This is a genomic window from Lentilactobacillus rapi DSM 19907 = JCM 15042 (assembly GCF_001436255.1).
In the GTDB taxonomy this organism is placed as follows: Bacteria; Bacillota; Bacilli; order Lactobacillales; family Lactobacillaceae; genus Lentilactobacillus; species Lentilactobacillus rapi.
Genome location: NZ_AZEI01000030.1, coordinates 1 through 19,760, shown reverse-complemented (window position 1 = coordinate 19,760; position 19,760 = coordinate 1). Strand labels below are relative to the sequence as shown.

Here is a 19,760-nt window from a genome sequence, read left to right as displayed (position 1 = left end):
AAGTGTAAAAACTCATGACAATTTGGTGGGTGTTGGATACCCCAGTTGGTTATGAATTCTCTATCACATTATTCAGACACAAATTCATCTAAAAAATCCAAAGAAAAACGAGCAACCATTCGCATTGGAATAGTTGCCCGTTTTCTCTGGACTTGTCTAGCTTAAGTTGGTTCGACACTCATAATCTTTTGATAATCATCAAGAACTTCATTCAGCAATCTCAGACCAGTAGCTCCTGTAATTGGATCAGGCATCCCAATTGCCCCTATGATCCGAGTCGACTACCGGGCCATAAACTTAGCAAAATTCACCATCAGCTTATAAATCCCCGTAAAAATACCGATCAACATATTACCGATCGAGCTTAAAAGTGACTGGTGATGTGTCTTTTTTGCCGGTTTCGACTGCCGGTTTGGCTTAATTGTCGTGGCAGCAATCATCGGCACTTTTGCCACCCCACGACTATTAGAAAGCCCCACCTCCGCATAGCCAATGGGGTCGCCTTTGGTCACTTGCCCAGTCTTTTGGGTCAAGCGATACTTAACTGATTGGGGCTTTTGGTTGGCATTTTGTCGCCAAATGGCGGTTTGTGATTCCTGTGGCGTTGCCGTCAGCGATTGATTGCCAACCTTAAATTGATGGGCTTTGACAGTTACATTCACCTTTTGATATTTTTTATCAATCTGTTGAATCAACCGATCCATCGACGTGAATACCGAATTACTATCGATAATGGTGGCAATCAAATGACGGCCATTGTGCCAAAAAGTAACCGTGAGACAGAGGCCGGCATTAATTGTATAGCCGGTCTTCAACCCATCAACGTGATTCGCTTTTCGGTAATAGACTTTGTTCTTCAACAAGCTGTTGGAGTTAACTAACCATTGTTTGCCAACCTTCATCGTTGACTGGCTACTCCATTTAGTAATTGTCGGGAATTCGGCGAGCACTTTAGCCGCCACTTGAGAAATGGCGGAGGCGCTGACCATGTTTTGCGCCTTGCTGGTCGTATGAGGTACTTGGTAATGATATTTTTTCAAATCGGTGTTATCAAGACCGGAGCTGCTGACAAAGGTTGCTTCGATTCCCCATTTTTGGGCCTGCTGGTTCATCATGTAAATAAATTGGGTGTTATTACCGCCACCCACTAATTTTCCAAGGGCAATCGCGGCAGAATTTGAAGAGGCGATCAGGGCCGCTTTGTATAAATCCTTAACGGTAAATTCGCCAGAGCGCTTAATTCTAAATCCCCCTAAAGTGGGATCCTTACTCATTTTGATTAATTCTTCGTCAACGGGTACTTTTTGGTCCCATTTGATCTTATGCGTATCAATTGCCTTCTTGGTCAAATAGAGGGTCATCAATTTTGACAAGCTGGCGATCGGTCGCTTGGCATCCGCGTTTTTCTGATACAGCACTTGGCCGGTCTTAGCATCCATGACATAAGCTTCTTTGGCCTGAAATGCCGGTAACTTTTTGGCGTGAGCTGACGGAGCCGCAATCGCTGAAAAAGCAATGATGACAGCCATTACTGCGACTAAGCCTTGTACAAATGGGTTTTGTTTAACTTTCGAGGTGGCTTTCCGCAAACCAGGTACCTCCTAAATTTCTAAATTACAGATGGCACTATACTAACTTAAATTTTAGGATTTGGAAAATTAAATTGAAAATCTTTAAATAAAATTTACCCAGAAGCCTCAAAAGTGGTCCTGAAGATCGCCAGCATTTTCTGGCAAGCCAATCATGCACCTGTTCCGCCACTTTTTAAGGCTGTAAATGTCGACTCATTTCATCAATATGCTGTCGAACTACCTGCTCTTTTCGCCTCATCCCCATTGTTGCGGAGTGAATAATGCTATTGCCCCGACTCACTTTGGTGTATAACGGCGCTGCATAATAGACGAACCGATGGGAGGCGGCGATATAATCCGCCGTAAACAGGAGGTCTTCAGCCAGCTCTAAGGTTTCATCGAACCGAATCTGATGGTCACGAATTACCGAAAGCCTAAATCCCTTATTCCAAGTATATCCACCAATTTCGGCGCCGCGATAATTGATTGAATCAAAGGCTTCTTGCTTTGTAACGGATTGGAATTTGGTATCGGCAGATAACCTGCCACCGCCACGCCATCCCCAGGCATAACCAACTGCGGCCATATCGACGGCCTCATCTGCCAATCCGGCAACAATGACTTCAAGATAATTTGAAGCCAGTAGATCATCGTCGTCAACAAACACAATAATTTCCCCGTTGGCATGATCAATCGCATAATTACGCGCCTTCGAGACCCCTTCATGCTCATCATAATAGTGAGGATGAATCCGCTCATCCTGCTTGGCAAGCTCAGAGATAGTGGTCGCAGTGTCGTCGGTGGACGCGTCGTCAACTAAAATAATCTCAAAATTCTGATAGGTCTGATTAAAAATACTCTGCATCGTTTTCTTCAAGTAAGATCCCAAATTATAAGCTGGGATCGAAATGGTCACTAACGGAGAATTTGTCATGGTAACCGCCTCCACTTATTTTTGGTCAGTGTAAGCGGTTGGGAAAGAATGTGCAAGGATTTGAGCGTCATCGCATATGGCGCTACATGGCAAATATCCGAAGCACCCAGTCGCCTCAATCGGAGAGCTTGATTTTTCACTGCGGGTCTTATGGATAGTCGATTGCCTATTAGAGCACCATTCAGCAATGTTGCAACGGTGTTACGCCTTTTTCATTCTAGCCATAGTTGCTCCAACCCCCTTTTAACATTATAATTAACCTAAGATTATCAGAAGGGAAGTTCTGGATTATGATAAGGGGAAAAATTATCAAGGGCTTGGTTCTTTCTAGTTTAAGTTTAGGCTTATTTGTAGGGGTAGGCTCTGTTTCTAATAACAGCAATTTTAATGATAATGTTTTTGCTAAATCGTCAGCAAAAGTCATTCAAACCAAAAAAAGTAAAACTACTAGCTATCACGCAGTCAAGGGTGCTTTGTATTCGTCCGCTAAGTTAAATAAAGTCGTCCATTATGCTAAGAATTATACGCACACGACCTTTTATTCAAACCGATATGCTCGAATTAAGACCAGTGGCGGAAAAGTTGAAGTGGTTAACTATGTTAAGAATAGCTCCGGAAGTGTCAAGGGCTGGATTAACCATCACAACTTGAAGAAAGTAAATAAGACGACCACGGGGACTAAACCAAGTAAAACTCACGGGCTGTATGGTACTGATATTCGTTATACTGGCAAGATTCACTATCGAGCATATGACAAACGAGCAATGTTAGGAGTTTATTATGCCAAGATGACCAATGGTCATACTGTCTTTACTGACAACAAACAGCACGACTTACAAAAACATAGTTTGGAACAAATGCCCGGCACGGTGACGGTTGAACAAGCTGAAAATTTGACTAATAGCAGTAACCATTGGAAACTATATTATACTTCAGTTACTGAAAAGGGTGGCCCAGGTATGATAGTAATTCCTAGTATTAAGGGATATAAGGATTTAACCGCTGAACCAGGATATATTCAAGGTTCTTTCCCACTAATTTTTGGTGATAAAAGTGGTCCAACAATGTCTGCTAAGGCGGTTAGTTTCAAGAAGAAGATTATGATTGTTTCTAAACCGGCTTTGAAAGAATTAGCAACTCAACCTGATTTTAATAGAGATTAATTCTTAACAATATATTACGAGAGATTTCTGCGGAAATCTCTTTTTTTGTCCTTAGCACGTTTTTCATTTTCTAATTATTATCTAGCCGTTTAGTTTTCTTGACTTAATTTAATATAGCATTTCGTCAATTTATTATGGCTGATTTAAATAGAAATGGAAGTCAAAGCTTAATTAAATAAAGGTGATATCTTTCTCATCTATGCTAAATTAAAAACAGTGGCGTAAATCATCTTTTCCTTAACAAAAATAAGGGCTCTTTTCATTCTTCTATTAAAAATACAGGCTTAGCTACTTCACGTTCTCAACTAAATAAAGACAGCAAAACCACCTAATTGTTATCTAGGTGGTTTATTTCTGACTCTGATTAACAACTAGCAATTGACTGTTAGTTAGCTAATTTTGAAACAGCAACCATATTACTTAATTATCTTGATGAAAAGTAAAGATTACTCAGCCCCTTAATATCATCTAGGGGCTTATTTTTAACTACGCTTGATTAAAAACAGTGGCAAAACGGTCTTCTCAGCTTCATTTTAAACAAGCAATTAATATGATTACCCGCTAATTAACAAACAGCGGGTCTGTTTACGCGTCATTATTTTCTTTATCACGATAAACATAGTAATGAACCTTAATTTGATACCAGGAACCTGATTGTCTATCATATCGTGATTGCCGATAAGAACTCTGAAAAGTTAAGCCAGTTGACGCTAACGGGTCAAATGAATCACGGTCAATTAAGTGTAAGCGTTCATCAGGTTCATTCAAGTTTTGAGACTTGAAGAAGTGTTTAACTTTATAGTAACGGGGGTCATAATTATCAACGGTTGCAGTGCCCCACACTTTTATACGTGTTTCAATAAAACAAAGCCCCAACGATGAACAAAGAACGTTCATCACTGGGGCTCATCTTATTCTCCGGGATCAACCCGGGCTTAGTAGAAAACGTGCCTCAAGGAACTGGCGCTTAACAATATAAAGGCTCGCCCCCAATTATCCTGATTTTGGATAATTGGGGGCGAGCCCTTATATTACCGCGCCAAAAGCGTTCCTTTCAGCACTCTATTCGTGTTCTGCGTGGCTCTTAGATTTGGCATTGTTTTGACCATAGTAAGCGTTCTTACCATGCTTACGATAGTAATGCTTGTCCAACAGATATTGTGGCACATGGGTTTCGTCACGAGTTAATTGTAATGTGTGATAGCTAATTTCAGCTGAAACTTCAAGTACCTTAGCGTTATAAACCGCTTTGTCGGCAGTTGGGCCCCAGGCAAATGGACCATGTTGACTAACTAACACTGCTGGAACGGCATCTGGGTCAATTCCGCGACGTTCAAATTCGTCAACGATCACTTTACCAGTATTCAACTCATAAGCTTCTTCGATTTGCTTTTTCGTCAAAGCTGGGGCACATGGAACGTCACCGTAGAATGTGTCGGCATGAGTCGTGCTAGTAGCTGGAATATCCATCTTGGCTGCGGCAAATGAAACAGCCCAAGGTGAATGAGTATGAACAATGCCACCAATGGTTGGGAAATGATTATAGAGATAAGTATGAGTTGGGGTATCGCTTGAAGGATTCAAGTCGCCTTCAACAACCTTACCATCCAAATCAACAACCACCATGTCTGAAGGCTTCATGTCTTCGTAAGGAACCCCTGATGGCTTGATAACGAATAAACCTTTGTCACGGTCAATTGCTGAAACATTTCCCCAAGTAAAGGTTACCAAATCCAACTTAGGAAGTTTCATGTTTGCTTCATATACTTCTTGTTTAAGATCTTCTAGCATTTTGTTTATCACCTTTCGTGTTTTGCTTTGGGATGTGAAACATAAGACATTACGTTTGAAATTGGGGTTGTTCTCGGTTATATGGAGTAGGACAGCTCCGCAAAGCAATAGCCTGCACATAAGCACCACAACCAAAAATCCAAACCCAGGATTTCTGGTTGCGGAGACTTATGTTCCGGTTATTAACCGCTTTGCTCCGCTCACTACTTCATTTTCATCGACTTAACCGCTTGCTCCTCAACTGGGAGGGCTGCCTTATAGTTGTCGATGAACTTATCGTAGCCTTGGACACTGGCTGGTTCTGGGTACAACGTTGCTTTGGTTGAATCTTTGAAGACCCGGTTCTCCAGGTAGTCTTCCAATGCTTCGCCGTCTTTATGGTTAACACAGTAGAGTGCCAAGACTGCCATTCCCCAAGGGCCACCCTCGCCGGCATTTTCCATTACGGAAATTGGGGTGTTCAGGGCATCAGCGAGAACTTGTTGGGCAACAACTGGCGTCTTGAAAATACCACCTTGGGCAACCAATACACTGGTCTTGATATGTTCTTCCCGAAGCAAGATATCCATCCCAATCTTTAATGGGGCAAAGGCGGAATAAATTTGCTCTTTAATAAAGTTGGCAAGCGTCAATTTGCTGTCTGGCTTACGGACAAACAATGGTCGGCCTTCTGGCATCCGGGTGATGTTTTCACCTGAAAGATAAGCAAAGTTAACCAAACCACCGGCATCTTGATCACCCTTAACTGATTCTGCGAACAATGTTCCGTACAAATCATCGGGCTTGAGTTGCAATCCAAGTGCTTTGGCAAATTCACCAAACAAGCCTACCCAGGCGTTGATATCGGATGAACTGTTATTGGTGTGAACCATGGCAACTGGTGCACCATCTGGGGTTGTCACCATATCAATATCACGATGAACAGCCTTCATTGGCCGGTCCAAGACAACCATTGAGAATGCAGAAGTTCCGGCTGAAATATTTCCAGTCCGTTTCTTAACACTGTTGGTTGAAACCATTCCAGTACCAGCATCCCCTTCAGGAGGCGCGATCAATGAACCGCCTTGAAGTTCACCACTTTGGTCGAGCAATTTGGCACCGGCATCCGTCAGTTCACCGGCTTTTTGACCAGCTGACATTACCTTAGGAAGAATATCTTCAATTTCCCAAGGATACTTCTGAACTTCTGGAAGGGCACTGAACTTGCTGAGCATGTCCTTGTTAAAATCAACGGTTTTTTCGTCAATTGGGAACATTCCGGAGGCATCGCCGACACCAATAACCTTTTGTCCGGACAGTTTCCAAGTCACATAACCTGCTAAGGTTGTCATAAAGTCAACATTCTTAACGTGACCTTCGTTGTTCAGGATTGCTTGGTAGAGATGGGCAATACTCCAACGTTCTGGGATATTGAAGTCAAACAAGTTGGTCAATGCTTCCGCAGCCTGGCCGGTAATGTTATTCCGCCAAGTTCTGAATGGCACTAACAACTCGTCATTCTTATCAAATGCCATATAACCGTGCATCATGGCACTGACACCGATTGAACCGATCTTCTGAAGATCGCAACCATACTTGTCATGAACTTCTAATGCCAAAGTTGCATAACTGGTTTGGATACCATCCCAAATCTTGTCTATTGGATAAGTCCAAATGCCGTTATCCAATTCGTTTTCCCAAAGGTAATCGCCAGAAGCAATTGTTTGGAAATCATCTGTCACCAGGACGGCCTTGATTCTTGTAGAACCTAATTCGAGACCCAGCGAAATGTTTCCGCTTACAATTTCGTCTCGCACACGACTTTCATCCATTATATAATCCTCCAGAGTAACTCCATTAATATTTTCATTTACTCTCTAATTGTAAAATATTCGTACGTATAAATCAATTGTTTTCGAAATTTGTAGAATAAATTGGCCACAATTAAACCAAATCAGTCAGGGCATCCTCATCCAAAATCTTCACGGTAGACCCTGATGATTCAATGATTTCGTCAGTCGTCAGCTGTTTAAAAATTCGACTGATTGTTTCTGGCGTGGTTCCCAAATAAGTTGCAATATCCTTTTTCTTGAGTGGTAATTTGAATATTTTATCTCCCAGAGCGGCACTGGTTTCCAACAAATATTTGGCCAGCTTGCCAGTGGTATCCGTTGTTGAGGCCAAGGTCTTTTCTTCTTGGAGTTCACTAATCTGCTTGCTCATAATCGCCAGCAACTTAACGGCTAACTGGGAACTGGTTTTTAACAAGTCCTGAAACGCCCCTTGATCGATTTGGCAAATATTTGAATCCACCAGCGCCGTGGCTGTGACATTTCTTTGATTCCCGTTGAATAACGCGGATTCTCCATCAAAGTCCCCTGGCTGCATTACTTTCAACAACTGTTCTTTGCCGTTGGCCGCAACTTGGGAGATCTTAATTTGACCAGCTTCCAAAATTAGAAAGTGACCAACCGAATCGCCTGCCATATAAATGATTGTTCCCTTGGCATATTTGTGCTGAACGATCAACTTGGCAACTTCCACTTTTTGCGCTTGTGGCAGTGATCGAAACAACGGGACTAAATTGACACATTCAAGTGCGTGCTGTAAATCCATTTTTATAACTCCTTTAACTGGTCGAGCCACTCTTTGGTGGGTTTATCCGGGGCGGTGCTGGTGTCAAACGGCATTGGCTCAAAAACCTCGGCCACTTTTTGCCAATTGATTAAATGGTCAGTGGTTAGATTGGCCACCAGTGAATCAATCTGGGCTGGCGTCATTAACTTCATGATCTGAGGATTACCCGTTGCCAGCAACGTATTCGCCGCGAGCTGGCGGGCAACGATCCCGGTTAAGTCGTCTGCAGTCGGTGCTCCTAAAAGGCCAACTCGGTTTTTTAATGGGACAGCCGGAATTTCTTTGTTCAAGAACTGCACAAAGGGCTCCCAGTTCAATAAGACCCGCTGATAGAATTGGTATGGCACCCGCACGTTGATGTTTTGGAAGGTCTCAGCCACAATCCGGTTGAGTTGCCAAGGGCTGGTTGTCCCCGCTACGTCTAACAGTTCCATCAAAAACCGTTGCATGGTTTCTTTATCACTATCATGATACTTTTTCTTCAGCGTCAACCCATACCTAACCAGTACAAATTCTTTAAACTGATCGGGTTGGATGACGCGGCCAGCTGGATGATGCATCCGCCGCCGGATTTGTTTGATTTGTTTTAATTTACTTGATTTGGCAAATCTGCCTTGCTTAACCATTATGGGTCGCTCCTTATTTTTCCTAGTACCCATTATCATAGAAGTTGCCGATTAAAGCAAAGTATCGACCCAAATTAACCCTCATCCCAATTTTAAGGCTGCTCTGACAATTATTTGAGACGACTTTCCCATTTTACCGGCTTTTACACAGTCTTTACATGGTATTTGTGGGTTTTCTTGATTTTATAATTTAATCCATTTGTAACATACCCGCGCAACTTTAATGTTATCAAACTAATCCATTGTCACATGTTTGTCTTATTTACTTGGGCTGTTGACGATGGATTTTGATCTGATATCATAAACGGCGTGATTGACTCAGGTTCATCTACCTTGACGATCAATTACCTTCCAAGGTACCGTTTTACATCAATCCATGTGTTCCGGAACACACTTTCTTATTCATCTAGTAACCGTGGAAGAACTTTTCAAGTACTCAGCTCCAATTCTCGTAACAGAAAATTCAAAGGTGGTTATGATTATCAAAAAGAGTTTACTTACATTATCAGTGATTACCGGCTTTCTCGGCTTAAGCGGCGTGGTCGCAAATGCCGATACCTATACCGTTAAATCAGGCGACACAGTGGCTAATATTGCTGATAAATTCAACGATACTGTTAATGGAATCACAAAACGCAATAATTTGTCAGACGCTGACCTAATCTTAGTTGGTCAAAAATTGGAAGTTGGCAACAATGCCAAAACTTCTTCCAAAACCAATATGAAGACTTCAACCGCAATCCACAACGAACACAAGGATACAGCAGTTGCAGATACTTCAGCAAGTTCTGATGACCCATCAAGCAATTCAAGCTCCTCAACAGACGCAACCGCTAGTGCAACGATCACCCCGGCTGCATTCCAATCACAGGGTGTCGTTTACCAAAATGGTAAAAAGTGGACCTATTATACCGGTGCTGCATTCGCTGATGGGACCACAAACCATGGTGGCTACGATGCAGACGGCTACTTAATTGTAGCAGCTCCTTCAGATGTTCCATTTGGCACCCACGTTCAAACACCACTTGGTGAAGGCGTTGTCCATGATCGCGGAACAGCGATTGTGGGTAATCATTATGACTTGGTAATGCCATAAGAGTGCGACAAGACCCGGGTGACCCCGGAGCATAAACAAAAACTACCCAATGATGAACGCCTTTTGTTCATCATTGGGTAGTTTTTGTTTATGCAGGAGGGGTCAGGGTCGTCAGAGCCCGTTTCCACTATATAAGGTAGAACAACCACAACCGGTATTAAAGCAAATCACATCATCTAACAACCTCCTAGTCCTCATACACAAAACGCGCTCACCAAAACTAACGCTTAATGAATAAGAGCAACTGACTTAAAATCCCCAAACCAGGATTTTAAGTATGGATGCTCTTATTCAATCGCGTCAAACCGTTTTGTTTCGCGCTCTAATCCCATTTTCCAGCATATCCATATACGCCTTCACCCGATCAATCACCTCACCCATATCTTCCATCTTGGTGATTTCCGGGTGTTTTTCAAAATACGCCTGCGCCATTTGAGAAATCGACCCAATAAACATTTTCAGATAGTCACGAACATCTTCTTGGTTCAATTCCGGTCGAATATCCAATTGACTGACAGTCGAAGTCAGTATCGTGTCCATCAAGTCCGTTTCCAGCTTATGGAACATCCCAAACACTTTGTCTCGCATCGGCTTTGGGACGAAGGAATCGTTTGAATACACCCGCATTAACAATTCAAATTCAAATGGAAACTTGTGCGACAATTCCGTTTTATATTTGGTCGCCCGAATAATCATACTGACCAAATCCTGTGAATCAGTCCAGACAGAGAAATCAACGACCGCCATAATGGTATCTATCGCCTGCTTAACCGCTGCATAATATAGATGTTGCTTATTATCAAAATATCTAAACACGGATCCTTTCGACACATCGGCCACTTCAGCGATCTTATCCGTGCTGGCGCGATAACCCTGCTTGCCAAACTCCTGCACGGCCGCTGTTAAAATTGCCTGCTCTTTTTGAGGATCACGTGGTAATCGTTTTGCCATGAGTTGCCCTTCTTTTTTACTTGATTAAGACTCAGACACTTAACCAAATTGTATTTCATTAAATCAGTTGAAAGCTATCGAGATCAATTATCAATGCCGTTAATCTGCATCAGTCACTGCGCAAGGTCTCGATGACGATAACCGACAAAGCCGATTACCATCAACACTAACGCAATGGTTAACAGCCACCACACCGGTTCTGCGTTAATTTCATGGATTGGCACTTTATCGAACCAATAAAACGGCGAAATTTTCATCGCCCAATTTGGTAAATCCATCAAGCGGCCAAAGTAAGAAATGACAAACGAACCGCCTAACAGAATCCAAACAATTGACCGTAATTTTGGCATGATGCCGATGAAGCAGACCAGGGTACTCATAAATAGAATCAATACCGGCAGCATTGCCACGAACATTCTATTATAATACCTGATTGATAGCGAATGCGCCAAGGTTGAATTGCCCACCACCATTGTCGTCATCAGGGTGGCGTACAAAATCACTACTGCCAGGATCACCCCATACAGCACATATGTTGTTAATAGATAGTAACGACTATGCGGGGTGGTATTAACGAGTTGCAGGTAGCCGCGCCGTTCCTCGGTGTACAAGTGATTAATGACCATTGCCCCGCCAATAACTGCCAGGACCGTGAAAATAATTCCAAGGATGCCGACAAACGACAAGACTTGATTTTTCTCCAATGCTTGAACACCGTTACTGCCAAGCACTTCTTTAATGACTGGCGAATCGTTCACCAATTTGCCAATGCTGTTAAATACCGATCCGTAACTGGCACCCAGAACCGCCATACCAATGATCCAAAACAAACTAATCGACCGCTGGTTCCAGAATAGTAAGGTTGCCGGGCCCTGTAGAAACCGACTCTGCCGCTTGCCGCCACGGACTTGAATGATGCCGGCATCGATATCCCGGTTAACGTTCAGCGCCACCGCAATTCCAAATGCCACGATCCCCAAAATTAAGAACAATGCAACTGGGAGCCAATTATTCTTGATATAAATATCAGTTTTTTCAATCCAGCCAAATGGGGACCACCAAGTGTTGTCAGGATTAGAAACATCCGTCATCATGCGGACCAGATAAGTTAGGCCAAAAAACACATAATTATAAATTGAAACATTGTGACTGTCGGCAACTAGCTGGGAAAAGATCAACGAAATCATGCCGAAGGTCCAGCCAACCGCCGCCAACGAAACCGCAAACAGCCAGTTACCGTTACTATCGCTACCCGGCATATTGGCAAAGGTCATCCCAATCCCAGTGATGACCGCAAAGATGCCATCAGCGATTAATAGTTCTAAAGCTGCGGCGCTCAATGGTGCCAAGCGACCAACTGGATGCCCACCAAGGACCATTTCGGTCAGGCCGGATTCCTCCTGAGCTCGGCTCCCGCCAACTGCCAATGAATAGTTAAAAATCACCATGAAGATCGCCCAAAAGACGGCCATCTCAGTGGCAAAGATAATGGCCGTACTGATCGAAGCGTGCGTTAACGGTCCAAATAGTGCCTTCATTGCAGGTGATCGCAACGTTTGGGCAATGGTATTCAATTGCTGCTGATTACCGTATATGCCTTCGAACTTGGCGGCAACTGCAACGAATAACCCCGCTAACACCAGCAACCAGACCGTCAATTTGATCCAATCACGTTTGAAGTTTGCTTTCAATAATGCAAAAGTCTGTGTGTACTGTGCCATTTTACTCACCTACTTTTTGATCATTATCAGAATGGTAATAGCGTAAGAACAGATCTTCCAAAGTTGGTGGGGTTGTCTTGAGCTGTAAAATTTTGTTGGCAGAAAGAGCCGCCATCACGTTTCCGATTTGATCAGAATCAACGCTAAATTCAGCGGTTGTTTTCTGATCGTTTTTAAAGTCCAGTTGGTACACCCCTGGCATGTTTTGCAACTTAACCAGCGGCTCTGATGTGGTTACCGCCACTGAGTTTCGGGTCAAGTGCTGCATAGATTCAAGCGAGCCGGTCTCAATGACCTTTCCTTCTCGAATAATGGCAATGGTGTCACACATTTTTTCAACTTCCGACAGAATGTGGCTGGACAATAGCACGCTCTTGCCGGATTCTTTGAGCTGCTTAACTTTCTGTTGGAAAATCAATTCATTAAGTGGATCCAGCCCAGAAGTTGGTTCATCAAATACATACAATGACACGTCAGTTGAAAAGGCCGCAATTAAGGCGACCTTTTGCCGGTTGCCTTTCGAATAAGTTCGATTCTTCTTACTGGTATCAAGCTTAAACTCTTTGATCAAGTCATCAGTCCGTCCGGTGTGGGTTTGTCCGGACATGTGAAGCAACAGATCAATTGTTTGGCCACCAGTCAAGTTCGGCCAGAGATAGACATCCCCAGGAACATAGGCTAAATCCTTATGAATTGTGACTGATTCTTTCCAGGCATCTTTACCAAAGACTTTGGCTGAGCCGCCAGAGGACTTGATTAATCCTAAAATCACCCGAATCGTGGTCGACTTCCCAGCCCCATTTGGCCCGATAAATCCTAAAACTTCTCCAGGATGAAGCGTTAAATTCACGTCCTTGAGCGCCTCAAACTTCCCAAACGACTTTTTTAACCCCTTAACATCCAATACTAATGTGTGATTCATCATTCCTCACGCCCCTTTTTAAGCGGATAAGCGAACCACATTTCTGACTCGCTTTCAAAAATCACCCTCAGTATATCATTAATGACTGGATAGTCAATAACCAGGCAGTCATTTTTAATTTCGACTTTTTTGAACACCGCTATCCCTTGCGATACCGGCTTTCGGAGACAAAAAGATACTGGAACATATATTAATTTTCAATCGATGATCATTCACTTAGATCGTCGCAGCCACTTAGATAAAAGCTGCGCCAAACGGCTGATCCCTGCCATTTAAGCAAAAAAAGTAATGCATTCCAAAACCAGAATGCATTACTTTTTTCACTTAAATTCTGGGATCAAAACGCCGATTGCCGCAGTCTCCATCATTTCTACGAAAGCGGCTTCCCCGTGTCATCCCACTGATCAACAGAATCACCAATATCGGCACTTGGTCGATGCCACTTGAAGTCGTCGTACCATAGGCCACGTTTGCCTTCGTCCAATTGATTAATGGTTTCAACGTCTTCATCACTCAATTCGAAGTCAAAGATGTGACTATTTTCGATAATGCGCTTTTCGTGAACCGATTTAATCACCGTAATGATCTCTCGTTGCCACTCCCAACGCAAAATGATCTGGGCTGCACTGCGATGATATTTATCAGCGAGCTTCTCAATCACTGGGTTGGTTAATGACTTGCCACCACCTAATGGTGACCAAGCCGTCATCGTGATCTTGTGGCTGGTGTCAAACTTGAGAATATCCCTTTCTTGATTAGTTGGATTAAATTCCATCTGGTTGATCGCCGGAATCACGTCGGCAGATTCCATCAGCTTGCTCATCCGGTCATTATCAAAGTTAGAGACGCCAATTGCTCTCACTTTGCCTTCCTTGAGCAACCTTTCCATGGCTTGATAACTTTCAAGGTAGTAGGCGTCAACTGGCCAGTGCATCAGATAAAGATCCACGTAATCCAATCCCAAGTCCTTTAATTGACCTTCAAAGGCCTTGGAAACCTTATCGTAGTTCCCTTGGTCACCATTAAACAGCTTAGTGGTCACAAAGACATCTTCACGCTTTAAGCCAGCCTGTTTGAGTCCCAGCTTAATGCCGGCACCAGTTCCCTGCTCGTTGCCATATTGTTTGGCGGTATCAATTGCCCGATACCCATTGCGGATCGCTGCAGCAACCGAATCACGGGCTGCATGGTTATCGCTCTTCCAAACACCAAGACCGAATCGGGGCATCTCAATCCCATTATTCAGCGTCATTGTTGAATTTAAACCGTCCAAAAATAACATCTCCGTTTCTATTAATTGTGTCCACTTCAAGGATAGCAAAAGAGAGGCCGAAAGCAAAACAAAACCATTTGCCCAGCCTCTCCATTATTCTATTATTTACAAACTCACTGTAAATTTCTGCTTAACCTTATACGTCATCAGCCATGATGCGACCAAGAAGACCGTCACCACAATATATGGATAGTGGTAATTCATGTCCAGCAATGCCCCAGACATGATTGGCCCAATAATATTCCCCACACTGGTGAGTGACATATTGACTCCGTTGATTAGTCCTTGCGCCGTCGCACTCGCCTTGGTCAACAACGTCGTAATCGCCGGGCGGATCAGATCATAGGCAGTAAAGACGATCAATGTGGCGATGATCACTTCTAATTTGGAGTGGGCCAACATGATCCAGATGGTACCCGCAAACGATAGGAAGAAACAGTAGCGAATCAGCCGCTTTTCAGTTAGCCAAACCACCAGTCGATCAAATAACAGCGCCTGGAAAGTCAGTGAAGTCAATCCGTTCAGGGTCAATACCAAGGCAATGTTTTCCATTGTGAACTTGTAGACTTCATTGACATACAGACTATAGATACTTTCAAAGCCGACCAGGCCAAACGATGAAATCAGGATCAAAATGAACAATAAGCCCATCGGTCCAGAAAACAATTTCTTAGTCTGCTCCCACGACGCCTTACTGCGCTTGCGTTCAGTCAGCACAGGCGGCACGTCGTTTCTACTGGCAATTTTTTGGATTTCCTTTTCACTTGGCAGCATGAAGAGTAACGACAACATACTTAAAAAGCCCAAGATAGCTGCAAACCAGAATGGCGTTTTATAGTCAAATTTGGCTAAAATCCCGCCAATCCCGGGTCCTAGAATCAAGCCACCACTAAACGCGGCGGACAGTAGCCCAATGACGCGAGCCCGCTGCCGGGGTGTCGTCAAATCTGCCGCCAAGGCATTGGTGGTTGGGACCACCATTGCTGCTGACAGGCCACCGATTGTCCGTGAAATATCGAACATCCAAAGCCAGTTGGTGAGCGCAAACAACACTTCCGAGACCATATAGAGTAGCAGTCCATAGACCAGAATTGGCTTTCGACCAATCTTATCCGAGATTTGACCGACAATTGGCGAAGCAATCAACTGAGCCAACGCAAATAGTGAATTCATGATTCCCATGTCAGTCGCAGACAGATGTAATTCGTTTTTAATGAATGGCATGACTGGGAAAATCAGGCTCATCCCAATACAAACTAAGAAGTTCCCAAAAATAAGCACAATAATGGCATTTCTAACCTTTTTTGACAAGTTGATTGCCCCCTTTCGCAATAATACATAAAAGATAGTATAACGCTATAAGTCCTGGCGTGTCCATCATAATCCACCGCAACTTTGAGGCGGTGACTGGTAAGATTCCACACTCATCTGGTACACTATGACTGACAAATATCTAACAGGAGGTTAAGTATCGTGACAGAATCCAATCATTTACCCCAAAAAATCAAAACGGTCTGGCGCATCTCGGCCTTCATTAACGTCACAATTCTTGCGGCAATCGCAATTGGTGGCTTCATCGTCTACAAGTTCACTAACTGGAATTGGCTGCCATATGGTATTTTCGCCTTCGCAGCCCTTGCAATCATCGACCTGATCGTCGAACTCACTTTGGTGCCTTACCGCTACTCATTTTGGCTGTACACCCTCACCGATGATGCCGTCGAATTACGGTCTGGATTCATTTTCAGAAAATTAGTGTCGATCCCCATCGCCCGGGTTCAAGACGTCACTTTGGCTGCCGGTCCAATTTTACAGTCGCAAAAGCTCCAGGAAGTACGGATTACCACCGCCTCAACCTCTCACAAAATCGATGGGTTGGAACCTGAAGTTGGCGACCAACTCCGCAACCAAATCATGAAAATGGCGGTGGAGGTGAACGACCATGACGTCTGAAACCAAGCACCACCTGAACCCGCTGTCCATGTTCTATTTTTTGTTTCATCATGTTTGGGACTGGATCATCTACGTTATCTTAACGGTCGGCCCACTGACTGGTTTACTTAAACACTTCCATATTAATCCGGTTCTGGGGTTTGGCGCCCTACTGGTCCTGATCATCATGCTGATCGTTGTTCGCTACCTTTGTTTCACGTTTGAAATTGCGGCGGACATGCTGACAATTAATTCCGGAATTTTTATCAAAAAGCACACTCACATCCCCTACGGCCGAATTCAAACCATCCAACGCAGTCAGTGGTTTTTCTTAAAACCATTCAAGTTGGAAAAGCTCCAAATTGAGACGGCTGGCCATGACGATAAGACCCCCGAGGCTGTTCTGCCATTGGTGCCTGAATCGGTGCGAACGGAAATTGAGGCCAGGCGCGTCCCCAATCAAAAATCAAAGATTGACTCAACCGACACTGAAAGTCTGAAAGCAGTTGAACCAGAGACCACTTACCTCATTAATCCCCATGAGCTTAACGTCTTCGCCCTCACCTCATTGGGAATTCTGCCCCTGATCGGGGTTTTGTTTGCCCTCTATGGCAAAATTCAAGAAGCCATTCCGCAACGAGTGATTGATTCAGTCACCAGTGAAATTGTTCATCAATCACTTATTATCATCGTGGTGGTTGGCATCTTAATCATTTTGATCAGTATCGCCGGTTCGTATTTATCGATTGTCCAGCGTTATTACAAATTTACGTTAACAGCTCAGACCAATCAATTGAAAACTTATCAGGGCTTATTTCAACGAAATTCCGTTACCATCCCCACCGACCGGATCCAGGCCCTGCGCATCAAACAAAACGTGATCCGTCAGTGGTGTAAGATCTCAACCGTTCAAGCATTGGCCGCGTCTTCTGCCGGCGATGATGAAAAGAGCAATGATTTGATGATCTTGCCGGTTGTAAACTCCCAAACAGTTTTCAAAACCCTCCAGCCCTTTATTGACTGGACGCCCACGCAAGCCGTCCCGCTGAATCGCCTAAAGAAAACGCCTTATTGGTACTTCATTCGAAATGCCATGCTGTTTGCCGCCATCCCAATTGTAATCTGCTTATATTTTTTCACAGTTTGGGGACTGTTAAGCCTGGCGTTATTGCCAATTGCCATTTTTCTCGGCTGGTATTCTGCCAGCAACACCGGTTGGGCAGTCAAGGATGACCAATTAATCATGCAGGTTGGTCACTCATTTACCCGTTCACAATACGTCATCCCCAAGAAGAATATTCAGTCTTTTAGCCTGCATCAATCAATTTGGATGAGTGCAAGAAAGCTTGCCCACCTTGAAGTTAACGTCCGTCATGGCAATCATAACCAGAACATCGAAATTCGCTACCTGCCAAAAGAAGCCGCTCAAGAAATTTTTGACTGGTTGAAAAATTAGCAATTAGCTTTCATAATTATTTTCATAATTTTCAATTCCGCGGTATAATTTTGGTAACAGGTTTAAGGAGGCTATTATTTTATGAGAGAGTTAACAATTGGTGGCACCAAGGTTCCTGCAATTGGCTTAGGTACCTGGCATATGGGGGATCATCCTTCTACCCGGTCACAAGAAATCAAAGCGCTTCAGGCCGGCGTTGAGGCTGGTGCGAAAGTCATTGATACCGCTGAAATGTACGGGAACGGCCGCAGTGAAAGCCTCATTGGCGAAGCTATTCGTGATTTGAACCGGGATAACTTATTCATTATTGATAAGGTGCTCCCTTCTAACGCTTCCAGAAATCGACTGGAGCATAGTTTGGACACCAGCCTAAAATTAGTGGGAACAGATTATTTTGATCTCTACCTTTATCACTGGCGTGGCGCGGTACCGTTGAGCGAAACTGTTGAAACGTTGCAAGCGATGCAGAAAAAGGGCAAGATCAAACATTGGGGTGTTTCCAATTTTGACCTGCCCGATATGGAAGAATTATTAGATCTCCCCGGTGGTAATGAAGTTGCCGCAAACGAGGACTTGTACAATATCGGCAGCCGTGGGGTTGAGTATAGCCTACTGCCATGGCAACGGGACCAAGGTATCCCATTTATCGCCTACACACCAGTTGGTGCCGGTGATGAGCGTGGTCGTTTAACCACGAATAAGGTGGTCAAAGAAATCGCCGCCGCTCATCAAGCAACTCCATGGCAAATCATTTTGGCCTGGGCAATCCGAGACGGCAATACGTTGGCCATCCCTCAGTCTGGTGATCCAAAACATGCTGTCGACAACGTGAAGGCCGCAAGCCTGACGTTATCAGACGATGAATTGGCCAAAATCGACACAGAGTTCCCAAAGCCGACTTCTAAAGAACCTTTGGATATCCGGTAATTTTAAATCAACTTGTACAGCTTTATTTTGATAACTTAAAAGACGGCACGCTTCTCAATCCAATTTTAGGATTGAGCGCGTGCCGTCTTTTTTGATGACTAAAAGTTTGAGAAACGATGCACCTTTTACCACAATCAGCATGATTATTGATCGCTTTAACTGAACTTGATGGTGAATCAATCGTCTAAGGGCTTCTCCCCCACTTCCGTATAGTAGGTGACGCCGCCAACGTCATAATGAGCATAATAAATTCTTGCAACAAACGACTGCTTGCCGTCATCCCAAATTGTTTGGGTCCTAATATCATCCTTATCAGCAACTGTTAACCGATACTGAAATTTGCCAGTCTTATTCACTCGTTTGTCATTTAAGCCGTTCACATGATGGCGATAATACAGGTAGCGGACGTTTTTCTTGGCGATTGTTTTCGTAATCTTTGCAGACCCCATTGGCTTATTCCCAAAGCCTTCCGGACCAACTCCTGCTTGATACTGGTACAAATCAACGTAGCCATCAGAGCTAATCATTAATCGATTGCTTAAAAACGTATCCGGATATTCTTTGGGCGAGGTTCCCAGATAGAAGTTGCCATCACTGTATGGGGCCATGTATGGAGGCTTCTTCACTTTTTCAAAGCGGGCGTTGCTGTAGTTAATATCTCCAGTTAGATCCTGCCATGCCTCTAAATAGTAACCTGGCATCACAGCGGCCTTTTTCACATGATAGCTTAGAAACTGTTTGAGATCTCTAAAAGCGGCGTAGGAAAACTGAGACAAACGCT

Annotated in this window: 17 protein-coding genes and 1 pseudogene; 5 read left to right on the top strand and 13 right to left on the bottom strand. The window is 43.8% G+C overall.

All coding sequences use genetic code 11. The features are described 5' to 3' along the window. Positions 1 to 281: 281 nt before the first annotated feature. Positions 282 to 1,589 (bottom strand): D-alanyl-D-alanine carboxypeptidase family protein, encoded by a 1,308-nt coding sequence (locus FD12_RS04865; protein ID WP_056981998.1) that lies wholly within the window; start codon positions 1,587 to 1,589, stop codon positions 282 to 284. 175 nt (positions 1,590 to 1,764) lie between these two features. After that, complete coding sequence (locus FD12_RS04860; protein WP_054748593.1) at positions 1,765 to 2,505, bottom strand: glycosyltransferase family 2 protein; 741 nt, start codon at positions 2,503 to 2,505, stop codon at positions 1,765 to 1,767. Between the two features lie 290 nt (positions 2,506 to 2,795). Between FD12_RS04860 and FD12_RS04855 the strand changes: the two genes are divergently transcribed. Then, on the top strand, positions 2,796 to 3,668 hold the full coding sequence (locus tag FD12_RS04855; protein WP_054748591.1) for a hypothetical protein: 873 nt from the start codon (positions 2,796 to 2,798) through the stop codon (positions 3,666 to 3,668). 585 nt (positions 3,669 to 4,253) lie between these two features. Here the strand turns inward: FD12_RS04855 and FD12_RS04850 are convergent. From FD12_RS04850 to FD12_RS04830, 5 genes are all read right to left on the bottom strand, one after another. After that, complete coding sequence (locus FD12_RS04850) at positions 4,254 to 4,565, bottom strand: hypothetical protein (RefSeq protein WP_056981996.1); 312 nt, start codon at positions 4,563 to 4,565, stop codon at positions 4,254 to 4,256. A 165-nt stretch (positions 4,566 to 4,730) separates the two neighbouring features. Then, positions 4,731 to 5,459: an L-ribulose-5-phosphate 4-epimerase gene (locus tag FD12_RS04845; RefSeq protein WP_054748588.1), complete on the bottom strand. Its 729-nt coding sequence runs from the start codon at positions 5,457 to 5,459 to the stop codon at positions 4,731 to 4,733. 203 nt (positions 5,460 to 5,662) lie between these two features. Then, complete coding sequence (locus FD12_RS04840; protein WP_054748586.1) at positions 5,663 to 7,270, bottom strand: xylulokinase; 1,608 nt, start codon at positions 7,268 to 7,270, stop codon at positions 5,663 to 5,665. A gap of 112 nt (positions 7,271 to 7,382) precedes the next feature. Beyond that, on the bottom strand, positions 7,383 to 8,054 hold the full coding sequence (locus FD12_RS04835; protein ID WP_054748584.1) for a Crp/Fnr family transcriptional regulator: 672 nt from the start codon (positions 8,052 to 8,054) through the stop codon (positions 7,383 to 7,385). A 2-nt stretch (positions 8,055 to 8,056) separates the two neighbouring features. Continuing rightward, the gene (locus FD12_RS04830) at positions 8,057 to 8,701 is read right to left on the bottom strand and encodes a hypothetical protein (protein WP_056981994.1); all 645 of its coding nucleotides are present in this window, start codon (positions 8,699 to 8,701) and stop codon (positions 8,057 to 8,059) included. 475 nt (positions 8,702 to 9,176) lie between these two features. Here FD12_RS04830 and FD12_RS04825 point away from each other — a divergent pair, with 475 nt between their 5' ends. Beyond that, entirely contained in the window at positions 9,177 to 9,797 is a 621-nt protein-coding gene (locus FD12_RS04825; RefSeq protein WP_225427311.1) for a LysM peptidoglycan-binding domain-containing protein, read from the top strand. Between the two features lie 300 nt (positions 9,798 to 10,097). On the opposite strand, the gene FD12_RS04820 is transcribed toward FD12_RS04825, so the two are convergent. The 5 genes from FD12_RS04820 to FD12_RS04800 all read right to left on the bottom strand — a co-directional run bounded on the left by FD12_RS04820 (position 10,098) and on the right by FD12_RS04800 (position 15,909). Further along, positions 10,098 to 10,748: a TetR/AcrR family transcriptional regulator gene (locus tag FD12_RS04820; protein WP_056981991.1), complete on the bottom strand. Its 651-nt coding sequence runs from the start codon at positions 10,746 to 10,748 to the stop codon at positions 10,098 to 10,100. Between the two features lie 113 nt (positions 10,749 to 10,861). Further along, positions 10,862 to 12,469: an ABC transporter permease gene (locus FD12_RS04815; protein ID WP_056981987.1), complete on the bottom strand. Its 1,608-nt coding sequence runs from the start codon at positions 12,467 to 12,469 to the stop codon at positions 10,862 to 10,864. 1 nt (position 12,470) lies between these two features. Further along, entirely contained in the window at positions 12,471 to 13,391 is a 921-nt protein-coding gene (locus tag FD12_RS04810; RefSeq protein WP_056982002.1) for an ABC transporter ATP-binding protein, read from the bottom strand. Between the two features lie 370 nt (positions 13,392 to 13,761). Then, positions 13,762 to 14,619 carry an aldo/keto reductase gene (locus FD12_RS04805; protein ID WP_054748618.1) on the bottom strand — a complete coding sequence of 286 codons (858 nt, stop codon included), beginning with the start codon at positions 14,617 to 14,619 and terminating at the stop codon, positions 13,762 to 13,764. A gap of 150 nt (positions 14,620 to 14,769) precedes the next feature. Beyond that, entirely contained in the window at positions 14,770 to 15,909 is a 1,140-nt protein-coding gene (locus FD12_RS04800) for an MFS transporter (protein ID WP_054748616.1), read from the bottom strand. A gap of 228 nt (positions 15,910 to 16,137) precedes the next feature. On the opposite strand from FD12_RS04800, the gene FD12_RS04795 reads away from it, so the two are divergent. From FD12_RS04795 to FD12_RS04785, 3 genes are all read left to right on the top strand, one after another. Beyond that, positions 16,138 to 16,617 (top strand): PH domain-containing protein, encoded by a 480-nt coding sequence (locus tag FD12_RS04795; protein WP_056981985.1) that lies wholly within the window; start codon positions 16,138 to 16,140, stop codon positions 16,615 to 16,617. After that, positions 16,607 to 18,052 carry a PH domain-containing protein gene (locus tag FD12_RS04790; RefSeq protein WP_056981983.1) on the top strand — a complete coding sequence of 482 codons (1,446 nt, stop codon included), beginning with the start codon at positions 16,607 to 16,609 and terminating at the stop codon, positions 18,050 to 18,052. Before FD12_RS04795 ends, FD12_RS04790 begins: the two co-directional genes overlap by 11 nt. Positions 18,053 to 18,133: 81 nt before the next feature. Then, positions 18,134 to 18,979 (top strand): aldo/keto reductase, encoded by an 846-nt coding sequence (locus FD12_RS04785; protein ID WP_056981981.1) that lies wholly within the window; start codon positions 18,134 to 18,136, stop codon positions 18,977 to 18,979. Between the two features lie 176 nt (positions 18,980 to 19,155). Here the strand turns inward: FD12_RS04785 and FD12_RS04780 are convergent. Beyond that, positions 19,156 to 19,760, bottom strand: a pseudogene (locus tag FD12_RS04780) (hypothetical protein); the annotation flags it as partial.

Excerpts from the sequence above, each read along its gene's own strand:
- FD12_RS04855 (WP_054748591.1), top strand. The coding sequence starts at position 2,796 with ATGATAAGGGGAAAAATTATCAAGGGCTTGGTTCTTTCTAGTTTAAGT.
- FD12_RS04840 (WP_054748586.1), bottom strand. The coding sequence starts at position 7,270 with ATGGATGAAAGTCGTGTGCGAGACGAAATTGTAAGCGGAAACATTTCG.
- FD12_RS04850 (WP_056981996.1), bottom strand. The coding sequence starts at position 4,565 with ATGAACGTTCTTTGTTCATCGTTGGGGCTTTGTTTTATTGAAACACGT.
- FD12_RS04810 (WP_056982002.1), bottom strand. The coding sequence starts at position 13,391 with ATGAATCACACATTAGTATTGGATGTTAAGGGGTTAAAAAAGTCGTTT.
- FD12_RS04835 (WP_054748584.1), bottom strand. The coding sequence starts at position 8,054 with ATGGATTTACAGCACGCACTTGAATGTGTCAATTTAGTCCCGTTGTTT.
- FD12_RS04825 (WP_225427311.1), top strand. The coding sequence starts at position 9,177 with ATGATTATCAAAAAGAGTTTACTTACATTATCAGTGATTACCGGCTTT.
- FD12_RS04845 (WP_054748588.1), bottom strand. The coding sequence starts at position 5,459 with ATGCTAGAAGATCTTAAACAAGAAGTATATGAAGCAAACATGAAACTT.
- FD12_RS04820 (WP_056981991.1), bottom strand. The coding sequence starts at position 10,748 with ATGGCAAAACGATTACCACGTGATCCTCAAAAAGAGCAGGCAATTTTA.
- FD12_RS04815 (WP_056981987.1), bottom strand. The coding sequence starts at position 12,469 with ATGGCACAGTACACACAGACTTTTGCATTATTGAAAGCAAACTTCAAA.
- FD12_RS04790 (WP_056981983.1), top strand. The coding sequence starts at position 16,607 with ATGACGTCTGAAACCAAGCACCACCTGAACCCGCTGTCCATGTTCTAT.
- FD12_RS04785 (WP_056981981.1), top strand. The coding sequence starts at position 18,134 with ATGAGAGAGTTAACAATTGGTGGCACCAAGGTTCCTGCAATTGGCTTA.
- FD12_RS04805 (WP_054748618.1), bottom strand. The coding sequence starts at position 14,619 with ATGCCCCGATTCGGTCTTGGTGTTTGGAAGAGCGATAACCATGCAGCC.
- FD12_RS04800 (WP_054748616.1), bottom strand. The coding sequence starts at position 15,909 with ATGAGCCTGATTTTCCCAGTCATGCCATTCATTAAAAACGAATTACAT.
- FD12_RS04860 (WP_054748593.1), bottom strand. The coding sequence starts at position 2,505 with ATGACAAATTCTCCGTTAGTGACCATTTCGATCCCAGCTTATAATTTG.
- FD12_RS04830 (WP_056981994.1), bottom strand. The coding sequence starts at position 8,701 with ATGGTTAAGCAAGGCAGATTTGCCAAATCAAGTAAATTAAAACAAATC.